This window comes from Bacillus sp. FSL K6-0042 (assembly GCF_038006685.1).
Taxonomy (GTDB): Bacteria; Bacillota; Bacilli; order Bacillales; family Bacillaceae_G; genus Bacillus_A; species Bacillus_A pseudomycoides.
Window position 1 is genome coordinate 1,517,595 of record NZ_JBBOVS010000001.1, and the last position, 23,305, is coordinate 1,540,899.

The following is a 23,305-nucleotide window of genomic DNA, read 5'->3' on the forward strand; positions in this document are numbered from 1 at the left end:
CTCACCAATCGGGCGCATGCCAGCAGTTTATCTGCCACCTAACTTCTTAAGAAAAGCGGAAGCGGCTCGCTCAGAATCGCAGGACGTTGGAGCTCAAGGCAGAGAGGCGCTTTTGGCCTCGTCCGAGGGAGCGAAACGACCGGAGATTCTAGCCGCTAGAGCTGGACACTGCTTTTGCTGAATTTTGAGGTGGGAGTATTACTGCCCGCGAAGAGCGGGATAAAATGATCTACTCACTAACTAATTTCACTCGTCCTGCATTTCGTCCAACAAAGAAATGCGACTCATCTAATTCAACTGTTGGTTCACTATAATTAGATTTCACATTTATAAATCCTTGATCCACTAAACGTGTTCCAATCATCCCCGCTGGAATGTTTGCCCGTAATCGTTTATTAAATTCATCATAACTGTTCTCAATTTGTTTTTGATTGCCGTGGAAAATGAAATAAACACCTACTTTAGGACCATTTTTCAAATATTTATTGAATATTTCATCCGAAATAAATGTTTTATCGCCAAATATTTGCGCATCTGGAATATACACAAACATCGGTTGATTTTCACTTTGTGTCTCTCTTTCTTCTATTTCACTCATTAGATCATTAACAAAAGTACTGTACTCTATGTCTGACACAATCACATCGAAGCTTTCTTTGAATCTGCCAAATCGTTCGCTCCCATTAAACACAATTCTTTGTGCTTTCCCTTCAAAATGTTTGAAGTTTTGAACGATTATACGCTCAATATATTCCGTTTGCTGTGGCGTATCGTCTCCAATTACAAAATAACCATGTTCTTCTGGTACAAAACCAACGACATTTGTAGTTTCTTTACTTAGAGCAAGTGGTAGTTGTAGATTATCTAACATCCCTTGTACCTGTGGATTTGCATAAAAATCATGCATAGAGATCGTTTTAGATAACATCGGAATCTTGGTAGGACGTGTGCCCTTCCATTGCTGATTCATCTGTGCAATTTCTTGCTCTAAATTATTCAATCGATCAATATCATTTTTCCCATGAGTTGGTAAATAAATTTGAACTTCATGTGGCTCGTCTAGTTTGATTTGTGCTCGTCCAACAATTTCTTGCGGAATCAACGCATCACGTCCTACAACATCTCGAATTGCACCTTCTTCCACAAGGAATAGCCCAATATGTGATGGAATATTACTCGCCATACTCATTCTGAAGCTGTTCGTACGAAGAACCGTCATAACTGCATAGAGTCCCAAACTTGCTCCTTCTCGTAAAAGCTGATTTAATACAGATTCTATCGCTTCCTCTAAAGGACTCTCCTTAATTGAGTCAAAACCATCAACAATGGTAACAATCCCTGGCAACTGCTTTCCTGATTTCTCTTCATATTGAGACAGACTTGAGACACCATACTCTGTAAATGCGTCTTTTCGACTTTGAATTTCTTGGCGAATTCGTTTGAGGAACTTCATCAGTTTTTCTTCTTCCTCCAACCGAACAATATCCACCACATGCGGTAAATCTTTTATTGGAAGTAAACCATTCGTACCAAAATCAAATAAGTTAAACTGGACCTGTTCAGGATTGTTAATTCTTGATAAATTCATTACAAGAGTTTGTAATGCAGTGGATTTCCCAAAGCCTGGAGATCCATAGATTGCAAGGTGACTCAACTCTTCTAAATTAAGTAAAAAGTCAATTTGTTCTTGTCTTGATGGAATATCCATCAAACCAAATGGAACTGAAAGAGTTCTTTTCAAATTCCCTGAAGTTACTACATTAATCTTCGGACTATCAATTTCTGTTTTTAATGGAGGTAACCAAGGTTTTTCAGGAAGAACTGCATTTGTTTTTTCAGCATGAATCACAATATCTTCTACAATCGCGTCCAATTGCGTTTGTTTTTCCTCCTTTTTCATGGACACTTCATCATCTTGAGATAAATCTGTAGTTAACAATTCGTGCTGGCCCAATTGATTAATTAGCCAAATTCTTTCGTCTACTTTTTCTTCATATTGTGCATCTGGATTATAAGTTGCTCCACTCCACGCAGATTGAAACAGTTCATAAATTTCATTGTTTCCGACCTGTAAATACGCTCGTCCTGGTTGAGTAATCGTTGCTGCATCAGGTGTTTTAATAATTTCATTTGAATCACTTGGATCGGCTACTTTTAATGCTAATTTGAATCGTGAGTTTGACCAAATCTGGTCGTCCACCACTCCACTTGGCTTTTGAGTAGCTAAAATCAAATGAACTCCTAACGAGCGACCAATACGTGCAGTTGATACTAGCTCAGCCATAAAGTCTGGTTCATTTGCTTTCAATTCTGCAAATTCATCGCTGATTAAGAAAAGGTGCGGTAATGGCTCTGATGGATATTTTTTCTTTTCTACAGGATCAGTAATTTCTTTTCCCTGTTTGTACAACTTGGTATACCCATTAATATGATTAACACCAAATTCACCAAATTTCCGTTGTCTCTTTTGCAATTCTGCTCGAATACTTTGTAATGCTCTTGCAGAACTTGCACCGTCTAAGTTTGTAATCGATCCTAACAGATGTGGTAAATTCTTAAATAAATTCGCCATACCTCCACCCTTAAAATCAATCGGTAAAAAGCCAACGTCTTCTGGTGCAAAATTTACTGCTAAAGATAAAATATAACTTTGGACAATTTCCGATTTACCAGATCCTGTTGTACCTGCCACGAGTCCATGTGGGCCATGTGCTCGTTCGTGTAAATTCAAATAAACAATGTCATCTTTTCCTCGAACACCCAAAGGAACAGCTAATGACTTTGAAGTGTCTGCTTTTTGCCAACGAGTACTAATATTTAACTCTCCAACATTTTTTACATCATATAATTCTAGAAAGTCAATCGATTCTGGAATCGCATTTTTCTCTACCTCAACATGTTCTAAATTAGCTAAGCGTTGTATTGCTTGCTCAATTGGATAACTTTTAGGTAAATGGTTGGGAACAAAAAGTTGATTCACGTACTCATTATTATTATTAATTAATACCGCGGATTCGTTACTTTGATAATCAATAACTGTGGTTGCTGTCTCTGGCAACATGTTTAACGCGTCTTTCCCCCAAATGACCGTAACACCGTATTGACTCATATCTTCAGCTAAAAATTCATTTAATCCATGCCCAGAGAGCCAGCTCTCGTCTAAAATCGTAAACATATAATGCGGAGCAAAGGTTACTTTCTCATTGCCCGCCTCTTTGACTTGTTGCCGACGTTTTGTTAACAACTGATAGAACGAGTTTAAAACCATGTCACGTGTCTGTGAATTATGAATAATTCCTCGTAAATTTAAGCTCCGTATTTGAAAATGTGGCAACCAACGCCATGCATGCCAACAATCTTGATAATCTTCTTCTGGAACTAATGCTACAAATTCTACATCTCTATAAGAATGTAAAACGGAAAGCTGAAATAATATTGTCTGTACAGCTATTCGTAGTACTGTTTTTGTTCCTGCAAGTCCTAACGTTTGATTTAACATCGAGATGGCAATAGGTGCATCTTTTAACGTTTGATGTGGCCAAACAATTTTTTCTTCTGCAAAATTACTTAAAGCATCATCTTCTTCTCTTGAATGATAACTGACTTTATAACTACTTTGAATCTCTCCATGACCCAAACGAATACTTATAAAATCAGCATTTGTCATAGTTTTTTCATAAATTCGTGGACTATATTCTTTTGTCATCAAAGACAATGAATCCATGTCAGGGAAGTTATACGTTAAAGCTTCAAATTGCTTTTGAGAGAGCAACGACAATTCTTTTTCCTTTTGAATAAGATACTTTTCATAGTACTCACTTCGCTTAAGATTCTTTTGTTTCACTTCTTTCTTATTCGTAATATAACTTGAAACAGAGAACCCTGCCGTGAGTAAACTTACCCCCCCCATGCTTAACATCATAATAGGGTTTCCATTACTTAATACGCTCGTTGCACCACTTAAAACAACCATTGCCAATGGCGGAACAATCGTACGCAATAAATCACTTCTCCCATCAGTTTCCTCAGCTCTTGGAGGTTGAATTGCTATCTCTTCTTTAGGCTCTCGTAAATGAATTCTTGGACTACGTCTAAATTCAGGGAAATTTTTGGGGTATTCTGGAATAAATATCTCGTTAATAATCTCCCAAGAATTTAGTGAAAATTCATTGGTTATCTTACACAACTTAAATTGTTTTTCTCTCAATTCAATAAGCACACCATCAATAACAAGTTGATCCCCTACAGACAAAACTTTTTCTAATCGATCTACTTTCTTTCCATTAAAGTAAACTACTACCCCATTTGAAAACAGATTTAACTGGTAAGTTTCATTCTTTTCATTAAATGTGACCAGGGCAAAAGCCTTAGTCGGAATGGTGATTCCTGAGTCCTTTGAAGAAGAAATCACAAAATTTGTTTTCGGCTTGATAGTAGTTAAAACTTCTAATTTTTCATGAGGTAACGCGAGAATTCCGTCCTTCATATCACCTGTCCATGGATCTTGATCCAAGAACAAATGCGTGCCATCAAAAGAAATTTCATGGTTACCAATCTTAAGTGATGGCTTTGACATTGTTAGTTCGTGACGCGAAAATATATGACCAAATGAAAAAATATCATAGAGTACAGACGCTTTATTTACAATTTGATCATCAATTGGTACACCTTCACTAGATAATCTATTGTTTAGATTTCTGATCATCCGTCTTACCCTCCAATAACTTCATGTACTTTTCCATCTCTTCCTTATATTTCGAAAGTAATTCTTGTTTCTTCGCACCATTCATCTTGTTATCTGCATTTGTTACATCATAAACTTTTGTATAGGCGTGAAGAATATATTGATTATCTCCAATATTTTTAGCAATATTTAAGGCCTTTTCAAAGTCTCCTTTTCCTATATAGATCCAATAAAGTAATGTGTTATCATTTGATTTTTGGGAGATAGTCCCTAATACAGATTCTTTCTGCTCATTAGACAAGCTATCTAGTTGAATCGAGCTCACTGCTAACACATATAGTGCGCTTTTAGGAAGATTCTCTGGTTTGTCTTCCTTTAAAGAATCTAGAACATCTGAATAATTATTTGAAATAAACTTTGATTCGGCACTTATGATTCGTTTTTGCTGAGGTACAATATTTAATGAATATATCCCTACCCCTATTGAAAGACCTAATGTTGCAAGACCAAGAATAATTGTTCCCCACTTAAAAACAGTGTAATTCCTACTTTTCACCAGTATGCTTGTAGCATTTCTTTTTTCCTTTTGAATCGCAACTGTTTCCATTAGTAACTTGTCTATCTCTTCAAACGAAGAAGATTCTTGAATTTTTTCGGAAAAAGGATCTCGGACTGCACCGGCCCCATCAATTAGATTCTCAAAATCCAGTTTTGGATTTAAAATATAAAGAAGTAATGCCTTGTATTGTTTTAGATATACTTCTTCTGTTGAAAGATAAGGAATAACGGTATTCATTACGCCACGATGACCAATAAACAACTCTTCCCCAAAAATAAAGATATTTTTAGGATGGATAAATGGCGTTACTGGTTGGTTAAGATATTCTTTTAAGAAATTTACTTTTTGTGCTAAAAGAAGGCGATCAAATTCATCTAATTTTTTAACATATTGTTCAAGCGAAAAAGATAATTCATCTTTTTCATAAGTGATAATGACCTGTTCTTCATTCGCCACTTCTATCTTTCCAGTCAAAAAGTGTGGTGCTTTATTTAAAAATAACTGGAATTGCTTTACACCTGACAAAGAATATTGATTAGCTGTTAAGTGCACTTTAATAAAAGTAGATGTAGTTTCCTCTTTAATACCTATCAAACTATTTTTCATTTCCCCCATACTCTAGTGTTCCTCCAAACTCCCTATAATTTCTTTTACGGCTAATTGATCACCATCCGCCAATGGATATTTCGCCAATATAACATTTTCATCTAAACGAATTGGCTTATTTTTTACTTCCAATGAAAAATGAGTGGGCAATTCTATATTTACTAAAGATAATGAATCACCCAATAGTTCTTTCAATCTATTAGAAGAAACCTGATTAGGTATTGTTAAATCAAGTATTTGCTCATTAACATGAAGTTCGATATTAATCATTGTTCTTTCTGCCATTGTTTACTCCTTTTTCCGTATAAATAGGTTTGAAAATCTTTTACCTAATAACCAGCCTAAAATTAATATTCCAGTTACACCCATGCTTAACAGTATCCAGAAGGTCCATCTAGGAATTTCATAATTGGTATGTTCCACAGTTGCTTCATTTTCATTAGAAGCTGTGTAGTCTTTAGAAAACAGCTGCTTGGTAATTGTATCCTGTGGTTTCTTTTCTACACTCTCATCGGTAAGAAATACTTTTTCTTTTATACTTGAAGTACTCTTTCTATTTTCTTTCTCAAGTTCCTTATTTTTTGTGTTTTTGTCTTTTAAAAACAAATCTTCTATCCCTGTAACAGAATTATTATTTTTATGATTTTCTTTTTCATAAATCACGTTGTTATGAATCGTTAGTTTTCCATCTTCAGCATAAGCTAGACTGCTAAAACTAGTAAAAAGATTTGTCACACAAAAAGAAATTAGAAGAGAAAAAACGAGAAATTTTGGTTTTATCATTTTTTCCAAATTCGTACATCCTTTCTCCTAACAACATAAGCTATTGCTCTTGTTCAGCTTTCTCTGACTTTTTCACACCTGGAAAAGCAATGAAATTCGTACCAATTCCTACAACAATAATAATTACCAATAACAAGTAACTTTCCCATCCAACATGAATACCATTGCTTAGTGCTGTATAACCATTTTCTATGTTTTGAAGCGGTGAAAAACGATAAAGTAAATCGACAATACTACCCGGACGAGTATGCATTCCTAATAATGGTGTTAACATGAGATATAATCCTAAAAGTGAAACACAAACATAGAGTGTTATATTTTTAAACTGACGAGAAAAACCTGTTATTAATAAAGTTCCACCTAAAATATTTAGGAACGTGTAACTAAACCAAGAGATATTAAACACTCTCAAAATACTAAAAGTAGTTATTCCAGCAAAGAATAGTGAGATAATTAGACTGACACCTGTTACCTTCATAACATTAGGAACATTTAGCCATGCCCTTGTAGGTGTAATAAAAACCATATCTTTCGTAATTTCTCTACGTTGAATAGTACGACATAAGGAAATGCCGGTAATGACTGAAAGAACAGCTCCAACAAGCGTCATATAGTAAGGAATAATAGACGTTTGGCGAGTAGCTTCAAAACTTCCTTTTGTAGCAAGTGGGTCTGATAGAAAATTGAATACTTTATAATTATCTGCTCCACCTTGTTTGGTATTAGAAAGTACTTTGCTAAACTCTTCTGAGTATTGTTCATTTTTACTTGTATTCTTTTGAATTTGAGTGACTGAAGTATTTAAATTATTCAAAACAGTATCTGCATTTTTTTGAACATTATCTGTAGTTTCTTTTAACTCCTGAATTTTTGGAGAAATGTCATGAGCTTTCGCTGCAGATTTTTCTATACTTTCAGACGAGTTCTTTGAACTCTGAACTAAATCTTCCATTTCTTTTACTAAGCTATCTGTTTCTGAAGAAGTTGATATTGTATCGTTCTCTGCAGGATGTAGATTTTCTGCACTGTTTACAGATTCTTCTTGGATTTTTTCATTTTCTTTCCCTGATTGATACGTTTCATTAATCTGTTGATTGGCTTTCACAAACCAATTATTTAACTTGTCTGCTTCATTCAGAAACTTCTGAGGTTCAGTCATTAGATTTAAAGTTCTATATAATGTTTTTTTCGTTTCATCATCATTTTTATCCGTTGTTGATCCAATTGTTTCTTGTAAATCTTTTATTTGGTCTTCAATATCTGTATAGAGTTGATTTCCTTTATTCTTAAATTCTTCATAAATTTTATCTGTAATAGCATCTCTCTTTTGTTCATCTGTGATATTGTTATACATACGATAAACAGAGTTTGGATTTGCCAACTCTTCAAGAGTCTTCTCTTGATTTTCAGTTTTGTTAATCATATCTGCATAGCTATCAATAGATATGGAATTTTCTGGGTTACCAAATAAGGTAACAATTTGCTGTGCAGTGCTATCAAGCATTTGAAATTGTTTCAATAACTCAGGTAAGTCAGATATTAAACTCTTATTTACGTCTATATATTCTGCATAACTGGAATTCACTTGAGTTTGCTCATTAACAATCCATGAATAATCAACAGAGACAAAAGAGTTTTTCTTCATTTCTTCATCCAAAGTCCAATCTAAATCCGCCTTAAACGTTAGACTAAAACTTGAAGGTAACGACGGAAGATCCTTTTCTTCAGAGGTTGGCCTATTAGGATCATTTTCTGTTTCTGGTTTCGATCCTGTTTCTGGTTTCGGCTCTGCTTCCGGTTTCGATTCTGTTTCTGGTTTCGGCTCTGTTTCCGGTTTCGGCTCTGTTCCCGGTTTCGGCTCTGTTTCCGGTTTCGGCTCTGTTTCCAGTTTCGGCTCTGTTCCCGGTTTCGGCTCTGTTCCCGGTTTCGGCTCTGTTCCCGGTTTCGGCTCTGTTTCTGTGGGGTTCTTTTTCAATGAAATACTGAATTCATGATTAGAAACTTCACTCCACTCAGAAATGTACCCATATGATTTGAGTTTTTGATCCAATTCTGTTTTTAACACTGATAAAAGATCCGTCAAATTTCTTATTCCTAGACTTCCTTGTTCTGTATGGTCTGCCTCCAAAGAGATTCTATTATCTTTTGTTGGATCAATAGATATAGTGACCTCCCTACTATTTATAGAAATTATAGAGTCATGTTCAGAATTAGCTTCTAGATAGGAAAAGTTTCCTTCCTTTCCTATTTCTTTTTCAAAATTTTTCGCATAACGCCGAACTATAGTTAGCTCATCTTGGAATTTTTTGGATTGTGAATCAGTTATAATATTCTCAGCAATTAACTTTTGTAAAAGTTTTTCTAAAGTGTCTGCTGGAATATGTGATAGACTTTCTTCTATTATTTGACGATAACGATTATCTAAATTAACTTTATTTTCTTTTGAATCAGCCATTAGTTTCACAATCGCCTGTTTAATATCCTCCTCAGAAGCTATATCCGGATTTTTTTCTGCACTTCCATAATAAGTTTGTGCAATCTGTTTTCTTAAATCATTAAGAGTTTCAACTTGCGATTGCAATTGCTTAATTTCATCTTTTAGTTCATCAATTCGAGCAGTTTGTGTTTCTTGAAATAGCTTGGCGTTTAGCAAGAATTCCTTATAAACCCCAGCTGAATTCACTTCACCTGTTTCCGATGTATAAAAGTTTCCTAGTTGGTTAAACACTGATTGGTTCAAACCATCATATTTTGCTTTATATCCCGATAAATCAGATTGCCGTTGGGTTTCTAATTGCGTTTTCTGTAAGTTAAATTGATCCTCAAATTGCTTTAAGGAAACTTTTAACTTTTCATTTGTTTTATTGATATTTTCGTTAACTGATTTTTGGGCTTCTTTTGTCGAGGTACTGCCTGCTTCTAAGCTCTTATTATTACTATCCATTAGAGTTTTTACGGATGAAACAAATGCTTGTTGTTCCGAGAGAAAACCTTTATTATCTTCATCAAGAATACTCGAAACATTTGATAAATTATTAAATCCTCCCGACAACTCCTTAAATGGATTTTGAATATTTGTCATCAGATATTTCTTAGCATCAGTTTCTGCTCCAACAATTTTATTAACATTTCGTTGGGCTTCTGATAAATTTCCTACAATACTTGAGAAATACATCTGCACAATTCGTTGATTGAAATTTTTCAAAATATCATTTACTTGTGTTTGAACGGCTTGATTGGATATCTCATTTTGCCCTTTACGTACACGATAATTAATGGTCGCCTGTTCTGGTGCCATACTTTGAAGGGACAAAATACGTTCGGAGAAATCTTGAGGAATAATAATTTCTGCATCAAATTGACCATTCTCAATTCCTGCATTAGCAATATTCCTACTGACCGTCTGCCAACTATTTTTTGAATCTTGATTAATCAGAGTAACAAAGTCTGCACCTAGTTCATACTTCCTCCCCTCAAAAACAGCCCCTTTATCTTCATTCACTAAAACATATTGAATCTTGGATACTTTTTGATTTGTAGACCGGTACACATTATCATCTTTAAAACCAAAATAAGTGAAAGTCAAAATAAGAAATAATCCACCAAGTATAATGACGAGTAATGGAAAATAACTCTTATATTTTTTTATCAAAATACATTTCTTCCTTTCAGATAAATTAAAAAAGGTGTCAGCACAATGAGTTGCACTGACCCCTTTAAAAAAATTAACTTAAGCCAAACGAACCTGCATCCTGACGATCACGATCTGCGACAGTATCTGCATATTTGGTCAACTGCATATGAATACTTTGTAGTAAACTTTCCATTTGTTTCACATTACCTTCAAGCTGTTTGTATTGGTCCAAGTAAGCTCGAAAAGCTTCCCCCTGCCATTCTTGGGCAATCGTTGCATTCATAGAATTCACCTTACGAATAGCGTCTTCAATTTGTGAAGAAGCAGTTTGATAAATTTTCGCCTGAGATTTTAGTTGTTCGGGTGTGACTGTAATAGCTCCTGCCATAAAATCATCTCCTTGTTTTTGACTATCCATATGTACGGATAATATTATTCTAAAGCAATTTTCGTTCTATTGCAAGAATTTCCATCATTGGCAAAATATTAAACAAGAACGATTAGAATGTCATGTTTATGGAAAACCCATTTCCATTTTTTTATGTTCTTTTACTATGTTCAAAATGCGACAATTGATTCTAAAAAAGAAACAACAGGAATTAAGTGAATATAAAACAATTAGAATGATTCAAGATCATTTATACCTTTTGTATCAAGCCATACAAAAAAAAACCAAGAAATAACAAAGATCTTAATACGTCTGTTTCACCTCCTACAGAAGAATGGACGAAAATCTCATAGGTATGAGAAGAAAACAGTCTTTGATATTTCTTACGATTAGTCAATTGTTTTTTATAGATTTTTCACAGAGTAAAGGCTAGAGAATTCATATCATATATCCATAAATAAAAAGTCATACGAAATACCCCTAATATCTTTTAGTTTTTTTACTAGGGGAGAAATATGTTATGATAAATTAGGCTATGGTTTCAGGTAGTTAACCGATAATCATAGTGTGTATTATGTGTAATAAGGTAGAAGAGGAGCTTCAATAACTTATTTACACATGCGATAGACGCGACTTTATGACACTTGTTATAAGGTTGCGTTTTTAATTTATCATAATACTCGACAATATGGTTCTGTCCGTAACGCCGTTGTTTAATCATGTTCTGGATAATGAGAAAAAGAAGTTTCCGCAAGTGTTTATTTCCACGCTTATTAATCTTATCTTTGAAAAAAGTTTTTCCTGATTGAAAACGGCGTATATCAATACCTGCAAATGCATTGAGTTGTTTGTTATTTTTGAAGCGAGTAATATCCCCGATTTCAGCTAACAAACGTATAGCCGTATTGGGACCGATTCCTGGAAAACTAAGAATAATTGGATACTCTGTGCGACTTTCAGCTAATCGTACCATCTTCTCGATACACTGTTCTTTTTGATGAAGGAGCTCCTGATAGCGTTTTGCGTATGATTTGAGTTGTTCACATAAAACGTCATCCTGACGTACGGCTGGATAGGAATCCTTGGCAGCATCAAGTACTTTCATGGCTTTCTTTTCCGCAATGCTGATTGATATGTTTTTATTGGTATTCGTACGAATCCGATTCTTTATGACCGTTTTGGAAAGATTTTTAATAAGATCTGGGTGAGGGAACAACTGAACAAAGTTTAAAAATAAATCTGATTTAATTGTAAAAATCTGTTCCAATTCCGGAAATGTCAACTGAATGACTTTATGCATACGACTACGAATCACGGATAATTCGTCATCCAGTTCACTGTAAAACCTTGAGAGTGATTTTAATTGATAAAATAGGTGATCTGTACTTACCTTTTCTCTCCGGGAAGCCGTGAAATGAGTGAGAGCTAATTGATGTGCGTCGCTTCTATCGGTTTTATGAATCCGTAAGGAATCACATTGTAATTTCGCTTCTAAAGGGTTCAACAGACAGTATTCATACTTGTTATCTTGCATAAAACGCTCTAGTTGCCTGGAGTAAACACCGGTTGCTTCGAACACAATATGAGGTGATTTTCTATTTTCATTCGTAAGTTGGTCTATTCGTTTTCGTAGTTCCTCAAAATCAGGCTTAGAATGATTTATTTCACTTTCAAAAATACATTGTTTTTGAACATTATAAATAACCATATAACTCTTTCCCATACTAATATCAAACGCAATCACATGTCGCATATTTTGCCTCCTCATGTAGAGTTGAAGTCTTCACCTTACTCTTATCGATTCCCATTTCTTATACACGATCTCAGGGACCAACATACTAAACTGATTCAAATAAGGTAAGTGAAGAAGGTCTGTTTTGGGTACGGATTCGAGATCCCAATATCAAATCGACCTACTCTTCACTTCTACTATAAAAAAATAGTAGTGCAAACCAATGCCTTGGTCTACACTACTAATCTTAGTATGTTTTGAGTGTTGTCTATGAGTATAATAGATTAAGGAAACAAAAAAAACTGCATAATTTTTAAAAGTAGGCCCATTGAGGCCTATTTGGTATGCTCATTTTTAAAGACAGAAAATATTTTAAATGAAAGTTCATTTTGTTTCTGTTCTTAAGTTGATGGGCATGGAGTAGCACCAACAAAACGCGAATTTCGTACGTTAAGAAGAATTCTATAAAGAAAAAGGCGATTTCCTGTACGCAAAGGAATCGCCTTTTTTATGTTCTTACTTAATATTAAGTTCAATAAGATAATTAGTTTCTAAATTCACATAGAAAACGCTCTACATCTGGATACTTTTCACCTAGACTTTGGATAGGCTACACTGAACTAGACAAAAAAATTAAGGTCAAGTAGACTACAACTAATATATTTGAGGAGAATCTACTATGACGAACAATAAAAGAGAAAGAAGAACCTTTACAGCGGAATTTAAGCACCAAATGGTTCAACTGTATCAGAATGGTAAACCAAGGAAGCATTTCGCAAACGATCGTTACATCCATACAGGAATGAATAGATATAGTGCATAGGCTATAGCCATCCAAATTGCGAAAGATAGAACTTGTTGTGATGAAAGCGTCGAAAAAATACTAGAGGAATAATAAAGAATGAAAGTATCTAAAAACAACCCTATTCCGGTGCCGAAGATCCCCCACCTAACTTCTTTACTTTTTCTGAATTTTGAGGTGGGGTCTTACTGCCCGTTAACGCGGGATAAATAAAAAGAGGAAGAAAAGCCTAAAATCAACTTCTCTTTCCTCTATTTTTTTTATGAGATTGTATTGTCATGGAATCACAAGGTGTGTAGTAAATTTGTGGAGTTGCTTTATTAACAAGCATTGCAAAAGTAAGCAGACCAATGATGAAGAAGATAAAAACTATAAACAAAATAGCACCTATCGTTAAAAGAATCATAACACCACCCCTATTTCATTCATGATATTACACTCTTCGATATACTATGAAAGGAATCCTTGTTATATAAACAAACGTAACAAAATAATCACAATCACCCCAGTTAACACTATTCCTAACAGGCTACGTGTATAAACAGCAACAAAGAATGTCGGAATTGCTGCAATTATATAATCCCATTGCGTCGTTTTATTCATAAAGAGTACTTCGGCAAGGAGCGCTGCTAATATAGCAATTGGTATATAACTTAACCATTTTAGCCCCCAATCTGGAATTTGTATTTTACTAAATACAATGAGCGGTAATAAGCGCGGAATTAAAGTAACTACCCCTGCACCAATTAAGAGCAATAGCACATCTAGTCTTACTTCCATTTTTCAAACACTACCCCTATTGTTGCTGCTGTAAGTGTTGCAATAATAACTGCTACGCTTGCGGGAACGAAAAAGTGCATGCTATATGCGATTACAATAGCCACAATCGCAACACTAAGATGAATGGCTATCTTTGGATGACTACTCATTAACTGCAATACAAATAAACCAATAAACATAGCTGGTAGTGCATAATCCATGCCATACGTATGAGGATTTGGTATCCATTCACCAAAAATACCACCGATGATATTCGCAATGATCCAATTTAAATATGCTGTCACATTTAAACCAAGCATCCATCTCTCGCTTAAATACTTCTTTTTTGAAGCTTGCTGAACCGCAAGTCCAAATGTTTCATCTGTAATTTGCGAGCCGATTATCATATTTTTCAAGAAAGGGACTTTCATTAAATACGGGGCGAGCGCAGCACTCATTAACAGATGACGTAAATTCACAAAAAATACTGTGAAAATAATTGCAGAAGTAGGTGCTCCAGCCGCAAACATACCAGCGAGTATAAATTGTGAAGAACCAGCATAAATCAAAGTAGACATTAACGCTATTTCAGCTAATGAAAATCCTGCTGTTTTTTCAATTACACCAGCTGCGATACCAATACTTAAATACCCTAGTACAGTTGGTAAACAATCTTTCACGCCTTGCTGAAATGTTTCATTCCCGTTCATTGTCATCTGTACTTCAGCCCTTGCCATTACTCTTCCCCCTTCATTTCATGCATCAAGCGTTTACCCGTTACGACGTGAACTAAATCTGCATTACCACGCCATAATGCATCTAATTTATCAGGACCAAATTCCCGTGTAATTTCTTCAACCATAATGTCATGACGAATATATTCTGTTGCGACAAGCACTAATGCTGGATCATATGTTGTAACAGCCCAGGATGTACCATGCTCTGAAAAATTGGCAATAAGCACCTCTTTTCCATCTCGTGCAACAATTGTTAAATGCCCCCCCATCCGCTCTTTCACAACATCTGGAGTCATATAATTATGATGAAATGTTGTTCCTATTTTTGTTTGAGGTGCCCCAAAAAGTATCGAAAAAACATGTACACCTTCTTGTTCCTTTTTGTGAATAAGAGGCTCCAGCTCGCTCACTTGCTGTTCCCATACAGAAATCCATAACTCTTCTTCTGCACGCTCAATAATGTTACTTATTTCCTTTAAAATTCGTTCATCCGTACGAATATGAGAGATTACATCTACTTGACGCTCCTGCTCTAAACAATTTAACTGTTGATCAAGGAAATCAAATGACTTTTCAAAATCCTGTCGCATTCGATTCATTAACTCACTTGCCGATACTGGAACGTACTTAACTGGTTCTGACGGTACTAAATGCACTGCGCCTTTATCCATCAATTTCCCAAGTACCTCATAAATCATGGAACGCGGTACACCCGTTTGTTTACTAATTTCATATCCTGTCGCAGGATAATGTTTTAATAAACCGATGTATGTTTTACATTCATATTGCGAAAATCCTAATTTTTGTAACTCCTTCATGACGTCATCCATTGTAATCCCTCACTTCAATTTACCTCTATTTGCATTTACATGACAGCGCATACTTCAAAACGACAATTTTGCTTTCTTTACTTTTACAACTTCAAAAGTATTCTCACCTTATGTAAGTACGCCTGTATCGCATTCTTGTCCTCCACCAGTTGGATAAAATATCGTTTCTTTTACAAATACTCGATTTCCATCCACTCTTGTTACTTCTGTTTGACAGTTTTTCTATATGCATCCTGTAAAAATAATGCCTCTGTCATACCCCTACTCCTTTAGTAGTTATTACTATACCTACTAATATAAAAAGAAAAAAATGTATAGTCAATAAAATTCTGAATCTTAATTCAATTAGCAAGAAATAAGCTATCTTTAAAACAAGATAGCTTGATTACATTTATCCCGCTGCTAATCCTCAGCGAAGGTTTTCTGCCGGAAATGATAAAAAATAATAGAGCTACTTTCTATCAACTTCATAAAAACCAATAGAAAGTAGCTCTCATTGTTTCATGGGTACTATTTGTTCTTTTGTATCCATTTTGTCATGCTGACGTTTGCTTTTCTCCAAATATTGTTTACACATATTCACAAAAGACGGTAATGTTCGAATTTGATCAATATCTGAACTCTCAATAAACCGATTCATTTGATTTGTCATTTCGCCCATACTAGAAATAAGCTCTTCTTTTTCCTGCCTCAATCTCTCGTTTTCAGCACGAAGATTTTGAAGCTCTTTCTGTATATCTTGTGTATTATTTTCCTTTATATGCCCAGCCGCCATACTCGAAAGTTTATAAATCCCTTCCATAAATTGATATAGTTCTTGTTTTTTCCCCTCTGCGCCAATTGTTTCAAAATTATCGACAATCCCTGATAATATAGTAACTAGATTTACTTCTGTCTTTTCACTTTGAACCACTACACTTTCTACTTCCTTCTCATTCACATACTGTTCTGATTCATGTTTTTTCTTACGTCCTGGCTTTCCCTTTTTAATATTTTCAAATGATAGCTCTTTGTTTTTCAACTTATAATACGTATTCTGTAGTTGACTTTCTGTTTTCGGAAATAATTGCAAATTTTCCTTACTAATTGCCTTTGAAGTACCTGCAATATTTAAATTATACTGCTGACAAAATTGGTATGTAACATATAAAAGTTCTAATTCAGATTTCAACCACATCATTTGAGATTGTTCGTATGCAAATAAACCACCCATTTTTTCAACATCTCTTTGAAAAGTCATCATTTTATTATATAAGTCCATTAATTCTTCATACGTCACATGGAACTCTCTTTCTATTTTTCTACATTCCTCTTCTACTTTTTGAATAGTCCTTGTTCCATTTGCAATATTTTTCAAAAGATCTAATGCATGAATTGCCGTCTGTTGGTACATTTATATTCACTCCCACTCAACATTTTTGCAATTTCAACTTCTTCTTTCTCTTTTATAAAAATAAAAAAATATTATAAAAATATTTTATAATATTTCTGAATTATTAGTCAATAAAGTGTAAAATTGACACATTCTATTTTTATATTAAGATTAACTTATAGCAATATGAGGGGGATCCATATGGAACATAATATTTTAAAAGTCATTGCACTAGCAGAAAAACTAAAATATGAAATGAGACATAGCTGGCTTTCAAACGGACGTCAGGAAAGTGTTGCTGAACATACTTGGCGTATGTCACTTATGGCTATTTTAGTTCAGCCTTATTTAGATCAAGAAGTAAACATAGAGAAGCTATTAAAAATGGTTATTATCCATGACCTTGTAGAAGCGGAAGCTGGTGATATCCCTGCTTTTGACACAATGAACAGTGAACAATTACAATTACAAAAACAAGAAAATGAACAAAAAGCCATTTTGAATATTAAACATACATTAGAAGGTCCTCTCGGGGACGAACTGTATGATTTATGGATGGAGTTTGAAGCAAAAGAAACGTACGAAGCGAAAGTGGCAAATGCTCTTGATAAACTAGAAGTTAAAATTCAGCATAACGAAGCTGACATCGATACGTGGCTTCCAATTGAACATAAAATGACATTCCAAGTTGCAAAACATACTGACTTTGATTCATTCCTATCAAAATTACAAAAAATGATTGAACAAGAAGGCGAAAAGAAATTAATTGCTGCTGGCATTGATATTGAGGCATGTAAACAGTAAACAGCTCATAATAGTGAGCTGTTTTTTTCATACTTTTGTATGAAAAATTCCCCATTCTTTTTATTGATTTAACCTAAAAAAATATGGATTACAATTACAAATAAGAACAATATATTAGCCAAATAGGAGGATTACTTATGATTAAAGGATTATACGAAGCACATTTGCCTATTCGCAATCTAGAAAGATCCATACCATTCTACGAATCATTAGGATTAAAACTATATAAAAAATATGAGGATACTGCCTTCTTTTGGATTGTAGAAAAACAAAGTTGGCTTGGGCTTTGGGAAGGAGAAGAATATAAAACTCCGTATCATCCTTCTCTTCGCCATATTGCGTTTCAAGTGGACTTCGAGTTTCTTCATACATCTATTCAGTGGCTGAAAGAGCGAAACATTGAACCAGTTCCATTCGGTAGTCGAACGACTACCGAACCTTTCGTTCGTCCTAACCAAGGCAATGCTTCTGTTTATTTTAAAGATCCAGATAATAATAGTATTGAATTTATTAGTTTCGTTAATGTTCCAGATGAATTAAAGCATATTACAGAGAAACTTTCTTTAGAAGAATGGGATCAACTTTTACAAAAGCAACCAAAAAGCTAGCACAAATGGTACACATGCTAGCTTTTTGGTTGCTCTATTTAAGTCGCTGTAAATGATAGTATATTCTTATTTTCTTTATTCAAATTAAAATCGATACTCATATACAATGTAATCAAAAATGTTTGTAAACCCTAAGCTCTCTGCTATAGCAATTGAAGGTTTATTCACTTCCATACAGTCCCAATAGGGCACATACCCTTGTTTGAAACATTCTTGAACAAATATATGTGCGACTTTCTTGGCAAGATTCTTCCCTCTATGTTCCAAAATTGTCTCGATATTTACCGCATGCATATTCCCACTTACAAATCCTGAAAAACAAAGACTCACCACTTGATCCTCATGCAAAATCACATACCCAATTCCTTTTTCAAAAAATGATTCCACCGAATTCCAAAATGATGTAATTTGTGAAACGAAAAATGATTGTTCCAGCAAAGCATATGCTGCAATATTCTCCTTCGTTATTTTTAATACTGTATATGTCTCATCAATCATTGGTTCATTATATGTTTTGTACGCACTTTCATATAATTTGTATACTTTTTGATTGGATTCCTCGTATGATTGTTCACACAATATTTCTCTAATTGTACGATCCCACCCTACTTGATGACCAAATCCTTCAAACCACTTCAAGTCCAAACAGGCTGCTTCTTGTGCAATTTGTTCCCTTAAAACCTTTTTTATTTCAAGGTTAAACATTTTGTTATTTGCCTCACCAATAAATACAAAACCATCTAAATTTCCAAGCCAAACTAAACCAGACCGTGGTTCGCTCGCATTGTCAACAAATATACGGCCCGAATTATTCCCTTCAATGATAGCTTGCACTTCTATATGCCTTTCCTTTTGTAGAAGATGTTTGCAATTCATAAACTGGTCTTTCTGCAATTCGTATATCATCTTTTTTCTTTCCTTTCATGTGTATCAGCGCTTAGGTTTCATCACCTGCTGTACAATCTATGAATCCCTGCAATAACTTTCTATCTTCTAGAAAAGAAAGGGAAATACCTTCGATCTCTTCACTGCTTTTCCAAGCCACTTCATAAATTAATCCATCTGGATCACATATTTCTTGATTTCCTCCAATTATTTCTACCTCATAGTACAAAATATGAACATCATATCCATTACTATCCCCCTTCTTTTCATACACGCTTTTAATAACTCGTACATCATATCCTGTTTCCTCTTTCACTTCTCGTATACAACACTCCTCAAATGTTTCCTCTTCCAATTTCCCACCAGATGGGATAGACCACTTTAGTTCTACTTCTTTTACATCTGGGCGCCCTTGCAATACCATTAACAATTTCCCATCATTATTTTTACATAATGCCGCTGCTCCTTGAAATATTCCCATTTCTCTCCCCACATTCCTTAAAATAAAACCATATTTCCTGTTCGTTTCGCATGCTTTTCTGCTTTTCGAACAAGCACATATGATATTCCAATTAAAATGATTAATAAGCTAGCTAATAAACCTAACTCTGGAAATACATTTATAATATTTTTTCCTTCCATTAATAATGAGCGGAAAATTTGAAGTACATACGTTAATGGAAACAAAGCTGCTAATACTTTGCCCCATAGTGGTAATACAACAATGGGAATGCGTACACCCGCAAAAAATTGCATCGGTTCTTCTAATATTGTAAATAGAATACTAGCATCTCGTGAAAATAAAAAAACCGTATTTAAGCAACCTCCCCACACAACAGCTGAAATACATAAAATCATAAAAGCAACTACAATATTTTCAACTGGTGGTATCGGTCTGTCATTCAGAAACAATGCGATGAGAATCGAAAACATCGTAAACATCCATACTCCTTCTATTAAATTTGCACCTGCCCGGCAATACATCATCCATACACGCGATGCTGGTGTTAAAAAGATAAGTTCAAGTGTTCCATTTTGGCGTTCCCATGACATTTGCCATGCCGATTGAACGAGGCTCCAAAAGAAAACATATCCAATATAACCTGTAAGGAGAAAAAAACTAATCTGTTTTGGATCCATCCATTTTGCAAGCGGGCTAGTATTTGAAGTATCAAATGGCTTCACCGAAAAATAAGCCGTTGCAAATAATAAAACCGGCCAAATGAATAAAGAAAAATAAACCATCTTACTATGAAAATGATTGCGGTGACTTTTTTTCCATTCTGCCAAAAACATATTCACGCACTCACCTCATTTGCAATTTGTAATATTGCATCTTCCAATCTTGCTTTATGTGTTTCTAACTGTAATATACGAATTTGATATTTTGTTAATAATGATAAAACCGTTGTTGTCATATCAAAAGATGCCTTTAGTTCATATCGTATATGTTCACTCGTATGTTCTTTTTCATATTGAATTCCCTTCAGCCCTAGAGAATACTCTAATCGTTCTATCGTTTCATTCTTCATTTCAGGAATCACAATTTCTAAACGATATTCACGGACAATAGACTGGATAATTTTATCGGGAGTTCCTTCATAAAGAAGTCGTCCTTTTTCAATAATATAAAGGTGATCACAAAGTTCCTCTACTTCTTCAAGATAATGGCTCGTTAACAAAATACCCTTATTTTGTTCCTTCGCCAATCGATATACCATTTCTCTCAGCTTTTTCGCTACAGGTGCATCAAGTCCTAATGTTGGTTCATCAAGAAATAAATAATCTGGATCATTAATAAGACCTCTTGCGATTTGCAAACGCTGCTTCATTCTCTTTGAATATCATTCTACAGGTGTATTAGCAGCTTCTTTGAGCTCTACTTGACCAAGGAGAAACTGAATACGTCCCTCTAATTCGGCTCCTTTTAATCCATACAAACTTCCAAAATACTGCAAGTTTTCTTTACCTGTTAAACGCCAATACAACATGCGTTCACCACCTGCAATCATATTGATCTTTTTCTTTACAAGTAAATCTTGCTTTGTGCTGTCTATACCATCAATTTCAATAGCACCTGAAGTTGGTTCCAGAAGCGTTGCTAACATTTTAATTGTTGTTGTCTTCCCAGCCCCGTTCACACCTAGCAATCCTACAATCTCTCCTTTTTGAATTGTTAAATCTAGTCCATTTACTGCTTCAACTACTCTTCTTTTTTTACGAAAAAAACCTACTTTCTCTTTTAACTCATACCGCTTTACAAGTTGTTTTGCTTGTATCATGATAAGCCCTCCTATGCAAAATGTGTTTCAATCACATACTTTTCCATGCGTTTCATCGCATATACACCCGCAATAAAATACGCAACTCCTAATCCCAATAACCACATAAGTTCAATTTGTATGGAAGCTAAATTCCCACCTTCAATCATACACAATCGAAATGCTGATAAACCATGTGAGAGCGGCATCAATACACTCATAGGTTGTAAAAATGCAGGAAGATAACCTACTGGAAAAAACACACCACTGACAAGGCTCATAAAAATAAACAATGTATTTTGTGTTAAATATGTATCACGAAAATAGAGCATAAAAGCCCCCAATACTAGTGCTTGAGCGAATATAGCAAAAAAGAAAATAAATAATAAAAGTACCACTGGTATCATATTTATTTCTCGAAACTGTAATCCAAAAAACAAACCAAAAATAAAAATCGTGATAAATTCAAGTACCACACGCAATATTCCTTGCGCAGCTGCTCCTAGAAAATAACCTTGCCGAGATGATGGCGTTAATAATAAAACATCCAGCGTCCCTTCACGCAGTTCGGTTATCAACGTCCGGCTCACAATCATTAATAGAGAAACAGAAAATGAATAAAAAACAGCTCCTAATATAACGTACGAAAGATAATCATCCGTCTTCCCTAACTTTGCAAAATTAGTATCTAACTTTCCTTGAAACATAAAATGATACGTTAAATAAGCAAACAATACGATATATACACCAGTTAAAATATGTCCTAGAAAAAATGACCATGGGTACGCTCTACGCATCGTATAGAAATCACGACGAAATGTAGCCATAAACGTTAGCCACATGTTCTTCCCTCCTCTAATTTTTGAACAATTGGGCAATCCATAAATTGATCTAAATCAACACGAATTTGTTCTAATCGTTCTCGATTTGTCTTATAAAATACGTAATAACCTTTTCGTTCCTTTTGTATAAGACCTGTAGACTCTAACATTTTCAAATGATTGGAAACCGTTGATTTTGTAAGACTATACCGCTCTGTTAATTGCTGCGTACAAAAAGATTGAAAAGATAAATCTCTTAGCATTTTTAATCTCGTTTCATCTGATATCGCTTGTAAAATCCGCAAAAGATCCTTTGGTACTTCATCTGTATATGAAGATGCAATTTCCACCTCATAATAGACTTTTATATGCGTAGAAATAAGGTTATCTATTAGTAAATGAGGTGCGACAAAAGTTGATGGATATAATGTAATTGCTAATAAATCCTCATAACGATATTGCCACGTACGAGCTTTTAAAAAAGTTATCTCCTTATCATCAATTAAAAATCTCGGATGCAAACTTTTAGAAAGGGCCAACGGATTCCTTTTGATTATTTCTTTCACATCATATACAGATTGTTCTAACCACGGCTCAATGCGAAACAGCTCACGTGCAAAATAACGCTGATGATACGTAAGTAAAAAATTACAAACCATACCTTTCTCTAAATCCGGAAACATCTCCTGAAATCTCTTGGTGTCTGTCGCCCGTAATTTTTCAATCCCTTCTTCAACATAGACTTCAGCCTGAAACTCAGAGCACCAATCTATAAAATGTAACCAGCCATCGCTTTTCTCATTAATCTCATATAATATTTCTTTTTCCTCCTGATCCATCTGATTTAATACATTTTCTGCCCACTCTAATCGTTTTACATGATGGGTAGGATTAGATAAAACATGTAAGCTTAATAACATTTCGCGAAATGGTGAATATACAACTTTGACATGTCGTTCAAACCATGATGTAACTCGCAACATAAATCCCCCTCTCTTTGATTCGATTTCCATCGAATCAATTTTATAATTTTGCAAAAT

20 protein-coding genes and 3 pseudogenes are annotated in these 23,305 nt (G+C 34.6%); 4 read left to right on the top strand and 19 right to left on the bottom strand.

Going from position 1 to position 23,305, the window contains the following annotated elements; translation table 11 throughout:
* Window positions 1-229 precede the first annotated feature (229 nt).
* The 6 genes from essC to MHH45_RS07955 all read right to left on the bottom strand — a co-directional run bounded on the left by essC (window position 230) and on the right by MHH45_RS07955 (window position 10,654).
* Window positions 230-4,705: a type VII secretion protein EssC gene (gene essC / locus MHH45_RS07930; protein WP_088094597.1), complete on the bottom strand. Its 4,476-nt coding sequence runs from the start codon at window positions 4,703-4,705 to the stop codon at window positions 230-232.
* Window positions 4,683-5,858 (bottom strand): type VII secretion protein EssB, encoded by a 1,176-nt coding sequence (gene essB / locus MHH45_RS07935; RefSeq protein ID WP_016114211.1) that lies wholly within the window; start codon window positions 5,856-5,858, stop codon window positions 4,683-4,685. The genes essC and essB overlap by 23 nt, the downstream gene beginning before the upstream one ends.
* A gap of 3 nt (window positions 5,859-5,861) precedes the next feature.
* On the bottom strand, window positions 5,862-6,134 hold the full coding sequence (locus tag MHH45_RS07940) for a hypothetical protein (RefSeq protein WP_016114210.1): 273 nt from the start codon (window positions 6,132-6,134) through the stop codon (window positions 5,862-5,864).
* A gap of 3 nt (window positions 6,135-6,137) precedes the next feature.
* Window positions 6,138-6,632: a type VII secretion EssA family protein gene (locus tag MHH45_RS07945; protein WP_229161532.1), complete on the bottom strand. Its 495-nt coding sequence runs from the start codon at window positions 6,630-6,632 to the stop codon at window positions 6,138-6,140.
* A 40-nt stretch (window positions 6,633-6,672) separates the two neighbouring features.
* Window positions 6,673-10,284 carry a type VII secretion protein EsaA gene (gene esaA / locus MHH45_RS07950; RefSeq protein ID WP_088094596.1) on the bottom strand — a complete coding sequence of 1,204 codons (3,612 nt, stop codon included), beginning with the start codon at window positions 10,282-10,284 and terminating at the stop codon, window positions 6,673-6,675.
* Between the two features lie 73 nt (window positions 10,285-10,357).
* Window positions 10,358-10,654, bottom strand: coding sequence for a WXG100 family type VII secretion target (locus MHH45_RS07955; protein ID WP_016114207.1), 297 nt, complete (start codon window positions 10,652-10,654; stop codon window positions 10,358-10,360).
* A gap of 82 nt (window positions 10,655-10,736) precedes the next feature.
* Here MHH45_RS07955 and MHH45_RS07960 point away from each other — a divergent pair.
* Window positions 10,737-11,047: pseudogene (locus MHH45_RS07960) on the top strand (IS4 family transposase); the annotation flags it as partial.
* A 148-nt stretch (window positions 11,048-11,195) separates the two neighbouring features.
* On the opposite strand, the gene MHH45_RS07965 reads toward MHH45_RS07960, so the two are convergent.
* Window positions 11,196-12,407, bottom strand: a complete 1,212-nt coding sequence (locus MHH45_RS07965) for an IS110 family transposase (protein WP_016132771.1) — start codon at window positions 12,405-12,407, stop codon at window positions 11,196-11,198.
* Window positions 12,408-13,065: 658 nt separating this feature from the next.
* Between MHH45_RS07965 and MHH45_RS07970 the strand changes: the two genes are divergently transcribed.
* Window positions 13,066-13,209 (top strand): hypothetical protein, encoded by a 144-nt coding sequence (locus MHH45_RS07970; RefSeq protein WP_242227049.1) that lies wholly within the window; start codon window positions 13,066-13,068, stop codon window positions 13,207-13,209.
* 214 nt (window positions 13,210-13,423) lie between these two features.
* Here MHH45_RS07970 and MHH45_RS07975 read toward each other — a convergent pair whose 3' ends face one another.
* From MHH45_RS07975 to MHH45_RS08000, 6 genes and pseudogenes are all read right to left on the bottom strand, one after another.
* Window positions 13,424-13,594: a DUF3951 domain-containing protein gene (locus tag MHH45_RS07975; protein WP_016114206.1), complete on the bottom strand. Its 171-nt coding sequence runs from the start codon at window positions 13,592-13,594 to the stop codon at window positions 13,424-13,426.
* Window positions 13,595-13,656: 62 nt separating this feature from the next.
* Window positions 13,657-13,968 carry an AzlD domain-containing protein gene (locus MHH45_RS07980; RefSeq protein WP_016114205.1) on the bottom strand — a complete coding sequence of 104 codons (312 nt, stop codon included), beginning with the start codon at window positions 13,966-13,968 and terminating at the stop codon, window positions 13,657-13,659.
* The gene (locus MHH45_RS07985) at window positions 13,959-14,684 is read right to left on the bottom strand and encodes an AzlC family ABC transporter permease (RefSeq protein ID WP_016114204.1); all 726 of its coding nucleotides are present in this window, start codon (window positions 14,682-14,684) and stop codon (window positions 13,959-13,961) included. Before MHH45_RS07985 ends, MHH45_RS07980 begins: the two co-directional genes overlap by 10 nt.
* A complete protein-coding gene (locus tag MHH45_RS07990; protein ID WP_016114203.1) occupies window positions 14,684-15,514 on the bottom strand; it encodes a TrmB family transcriptional regulator in 831 nt (276 codons plus the stop codon). The genes MHH45_RS07985 and MHH45_RS07990 overlap by 1 nt, the downstream gene beginning before the upstream one ends.
* A 111-nt stretch (window positions 15,515-15,625) precedes the next feature.
* Window positions 15,626-15,771, bottom strand: a pseudogene (locus MHH45_RS07995) (alanyl-tRNA editing protein); the annotation flags it as partial.
* A gap of 236 nt (window positions 15,772-16,007) precedes the next feature.
* Window positions 16,008-16,907 carry a DNA-binding domain-containing protein gene (locus MHH45_RS08000; protein WP_016114202.1) on the bottom strand — a complete coding sequence of 300 codons (900 nt, stop codon included), beginning with the start codon at window positions 16,905-16,907 and terminating at the stop codon, window positions 16,008-16,010.
* Between the two features lie 180 nt (window positions 16,908-17,087).
* On the opposite strand from MHH45_RS08000, the gene MHH45_RS08005 reads away from it, so the two are divergent.
* Window positions 17,088-17,690, top strand: a complete 603-nt coding sequence (locus MHH45_RS08005; RefSeq protein WP_016114201.1) for an HD domain-containing protein — start codon at window positions 17,088-17,090, stop codon at window positions 17,688-17,690.
* A 137-nt stretch (window positions 17,691-17,827) separates the two neighbouring features.
* A complete protein-coding gene (locus MHH45_RS08010) occupies window positions 17,828-18,298 on the top strand; it encodes a VOC family protein (protein WP_016114200.1) in 471 nt (156 codons plus the stop codon).
* A gap of 84 nt (window positions 18,299-18,382) precedes the next feature.
* Here the strand turns inward: MHH45_RS08010 and MHH45_RS08015 are convergent, their stop codons facing one another.
* The 6 genes and pseudogenes from MHH45_RS08015 to MHH45_RS08040 all read right to left on the bottom strand — a co-directional run bounded on the left by MHH45_RS08015 (window position 18,383) and on the right by MHH45_RS08040 (window position 23,248).
* Window positions 18,383-19,204 (bottom strand): GNAT family N-acetyltransferase, encoded by an 822-nt coding sequence (locus MHH45_RS08015; protein WP_016114199.1) that lies wholly within the window; start codon window positions 19,202-19,204, stop codon window positions 18,383-18,385.
* A 31-nt stretch (window positions 19,205-19,235) separates the two neighbouring features.
* Window positions 19,236-19,664: an NUDIX hydrolase gene (locus tag MHH45_RS08020; RefSeq protein WP_077295296.1), complete on the bottom strand. Its 429-nt coding sequence runs from the start codon at window positions 19,662-19,664 to the stop codon at window positions 19,236-19,238.
* A gap of 17 nt (window positions 19,665-19,681) precedes the next feature.
* Window positions 19,682-20,479 carry an ABC transporter permease gene (locus MHH45_RS08025; protein WP_088094064.1) on the bottom strand — a complete coding sequence of 266 codons (798 nt, stop codon included), beginning with the start codon at window positions 20,477-20,479 and terminating at the stop codon, window positions 19,682-19,684.
* A 2-nt stretch (window positions 20,480-20,481) separates the two neighbouring features.
* Window positions 20,482-21,465, bottom strand: a pseudogene (locus MHH45_RS08030) (ABC transporter ATP-binding protein).
* An 11-nt stretch (window positions 21,466-21,476) separates the two neighbouring features.
* Window positions 21,477-22,286 carry an ABC transporter permease gene (locus MHH45_RS08035; protein ID WP_016114194.1) on the bottom strand — a complete coding sequence of 270 codons (810 nt, stop codon included), beginning with the start codon at window positions 22,284-22,286 and terminating at the stop codon, window positions 21,477-21,479.
* A complete protein-coding gene (locus tag MHH45_RS08040; RefSeq protein WP_016114193.1) occupies window positions 22,277-23,248 on the bottom strand; it encodes an ArsR/SmtB family transcription factor in 972 nt (323 codons plus the stop codon). Before MHH45_RS08040 ends, MHH45_RS08035 begins: the two co-directional genes overlap by 10 nt.
* Between the last annotated feature and the right edge of the window lie 57 nt (window positions 23,249-23,305).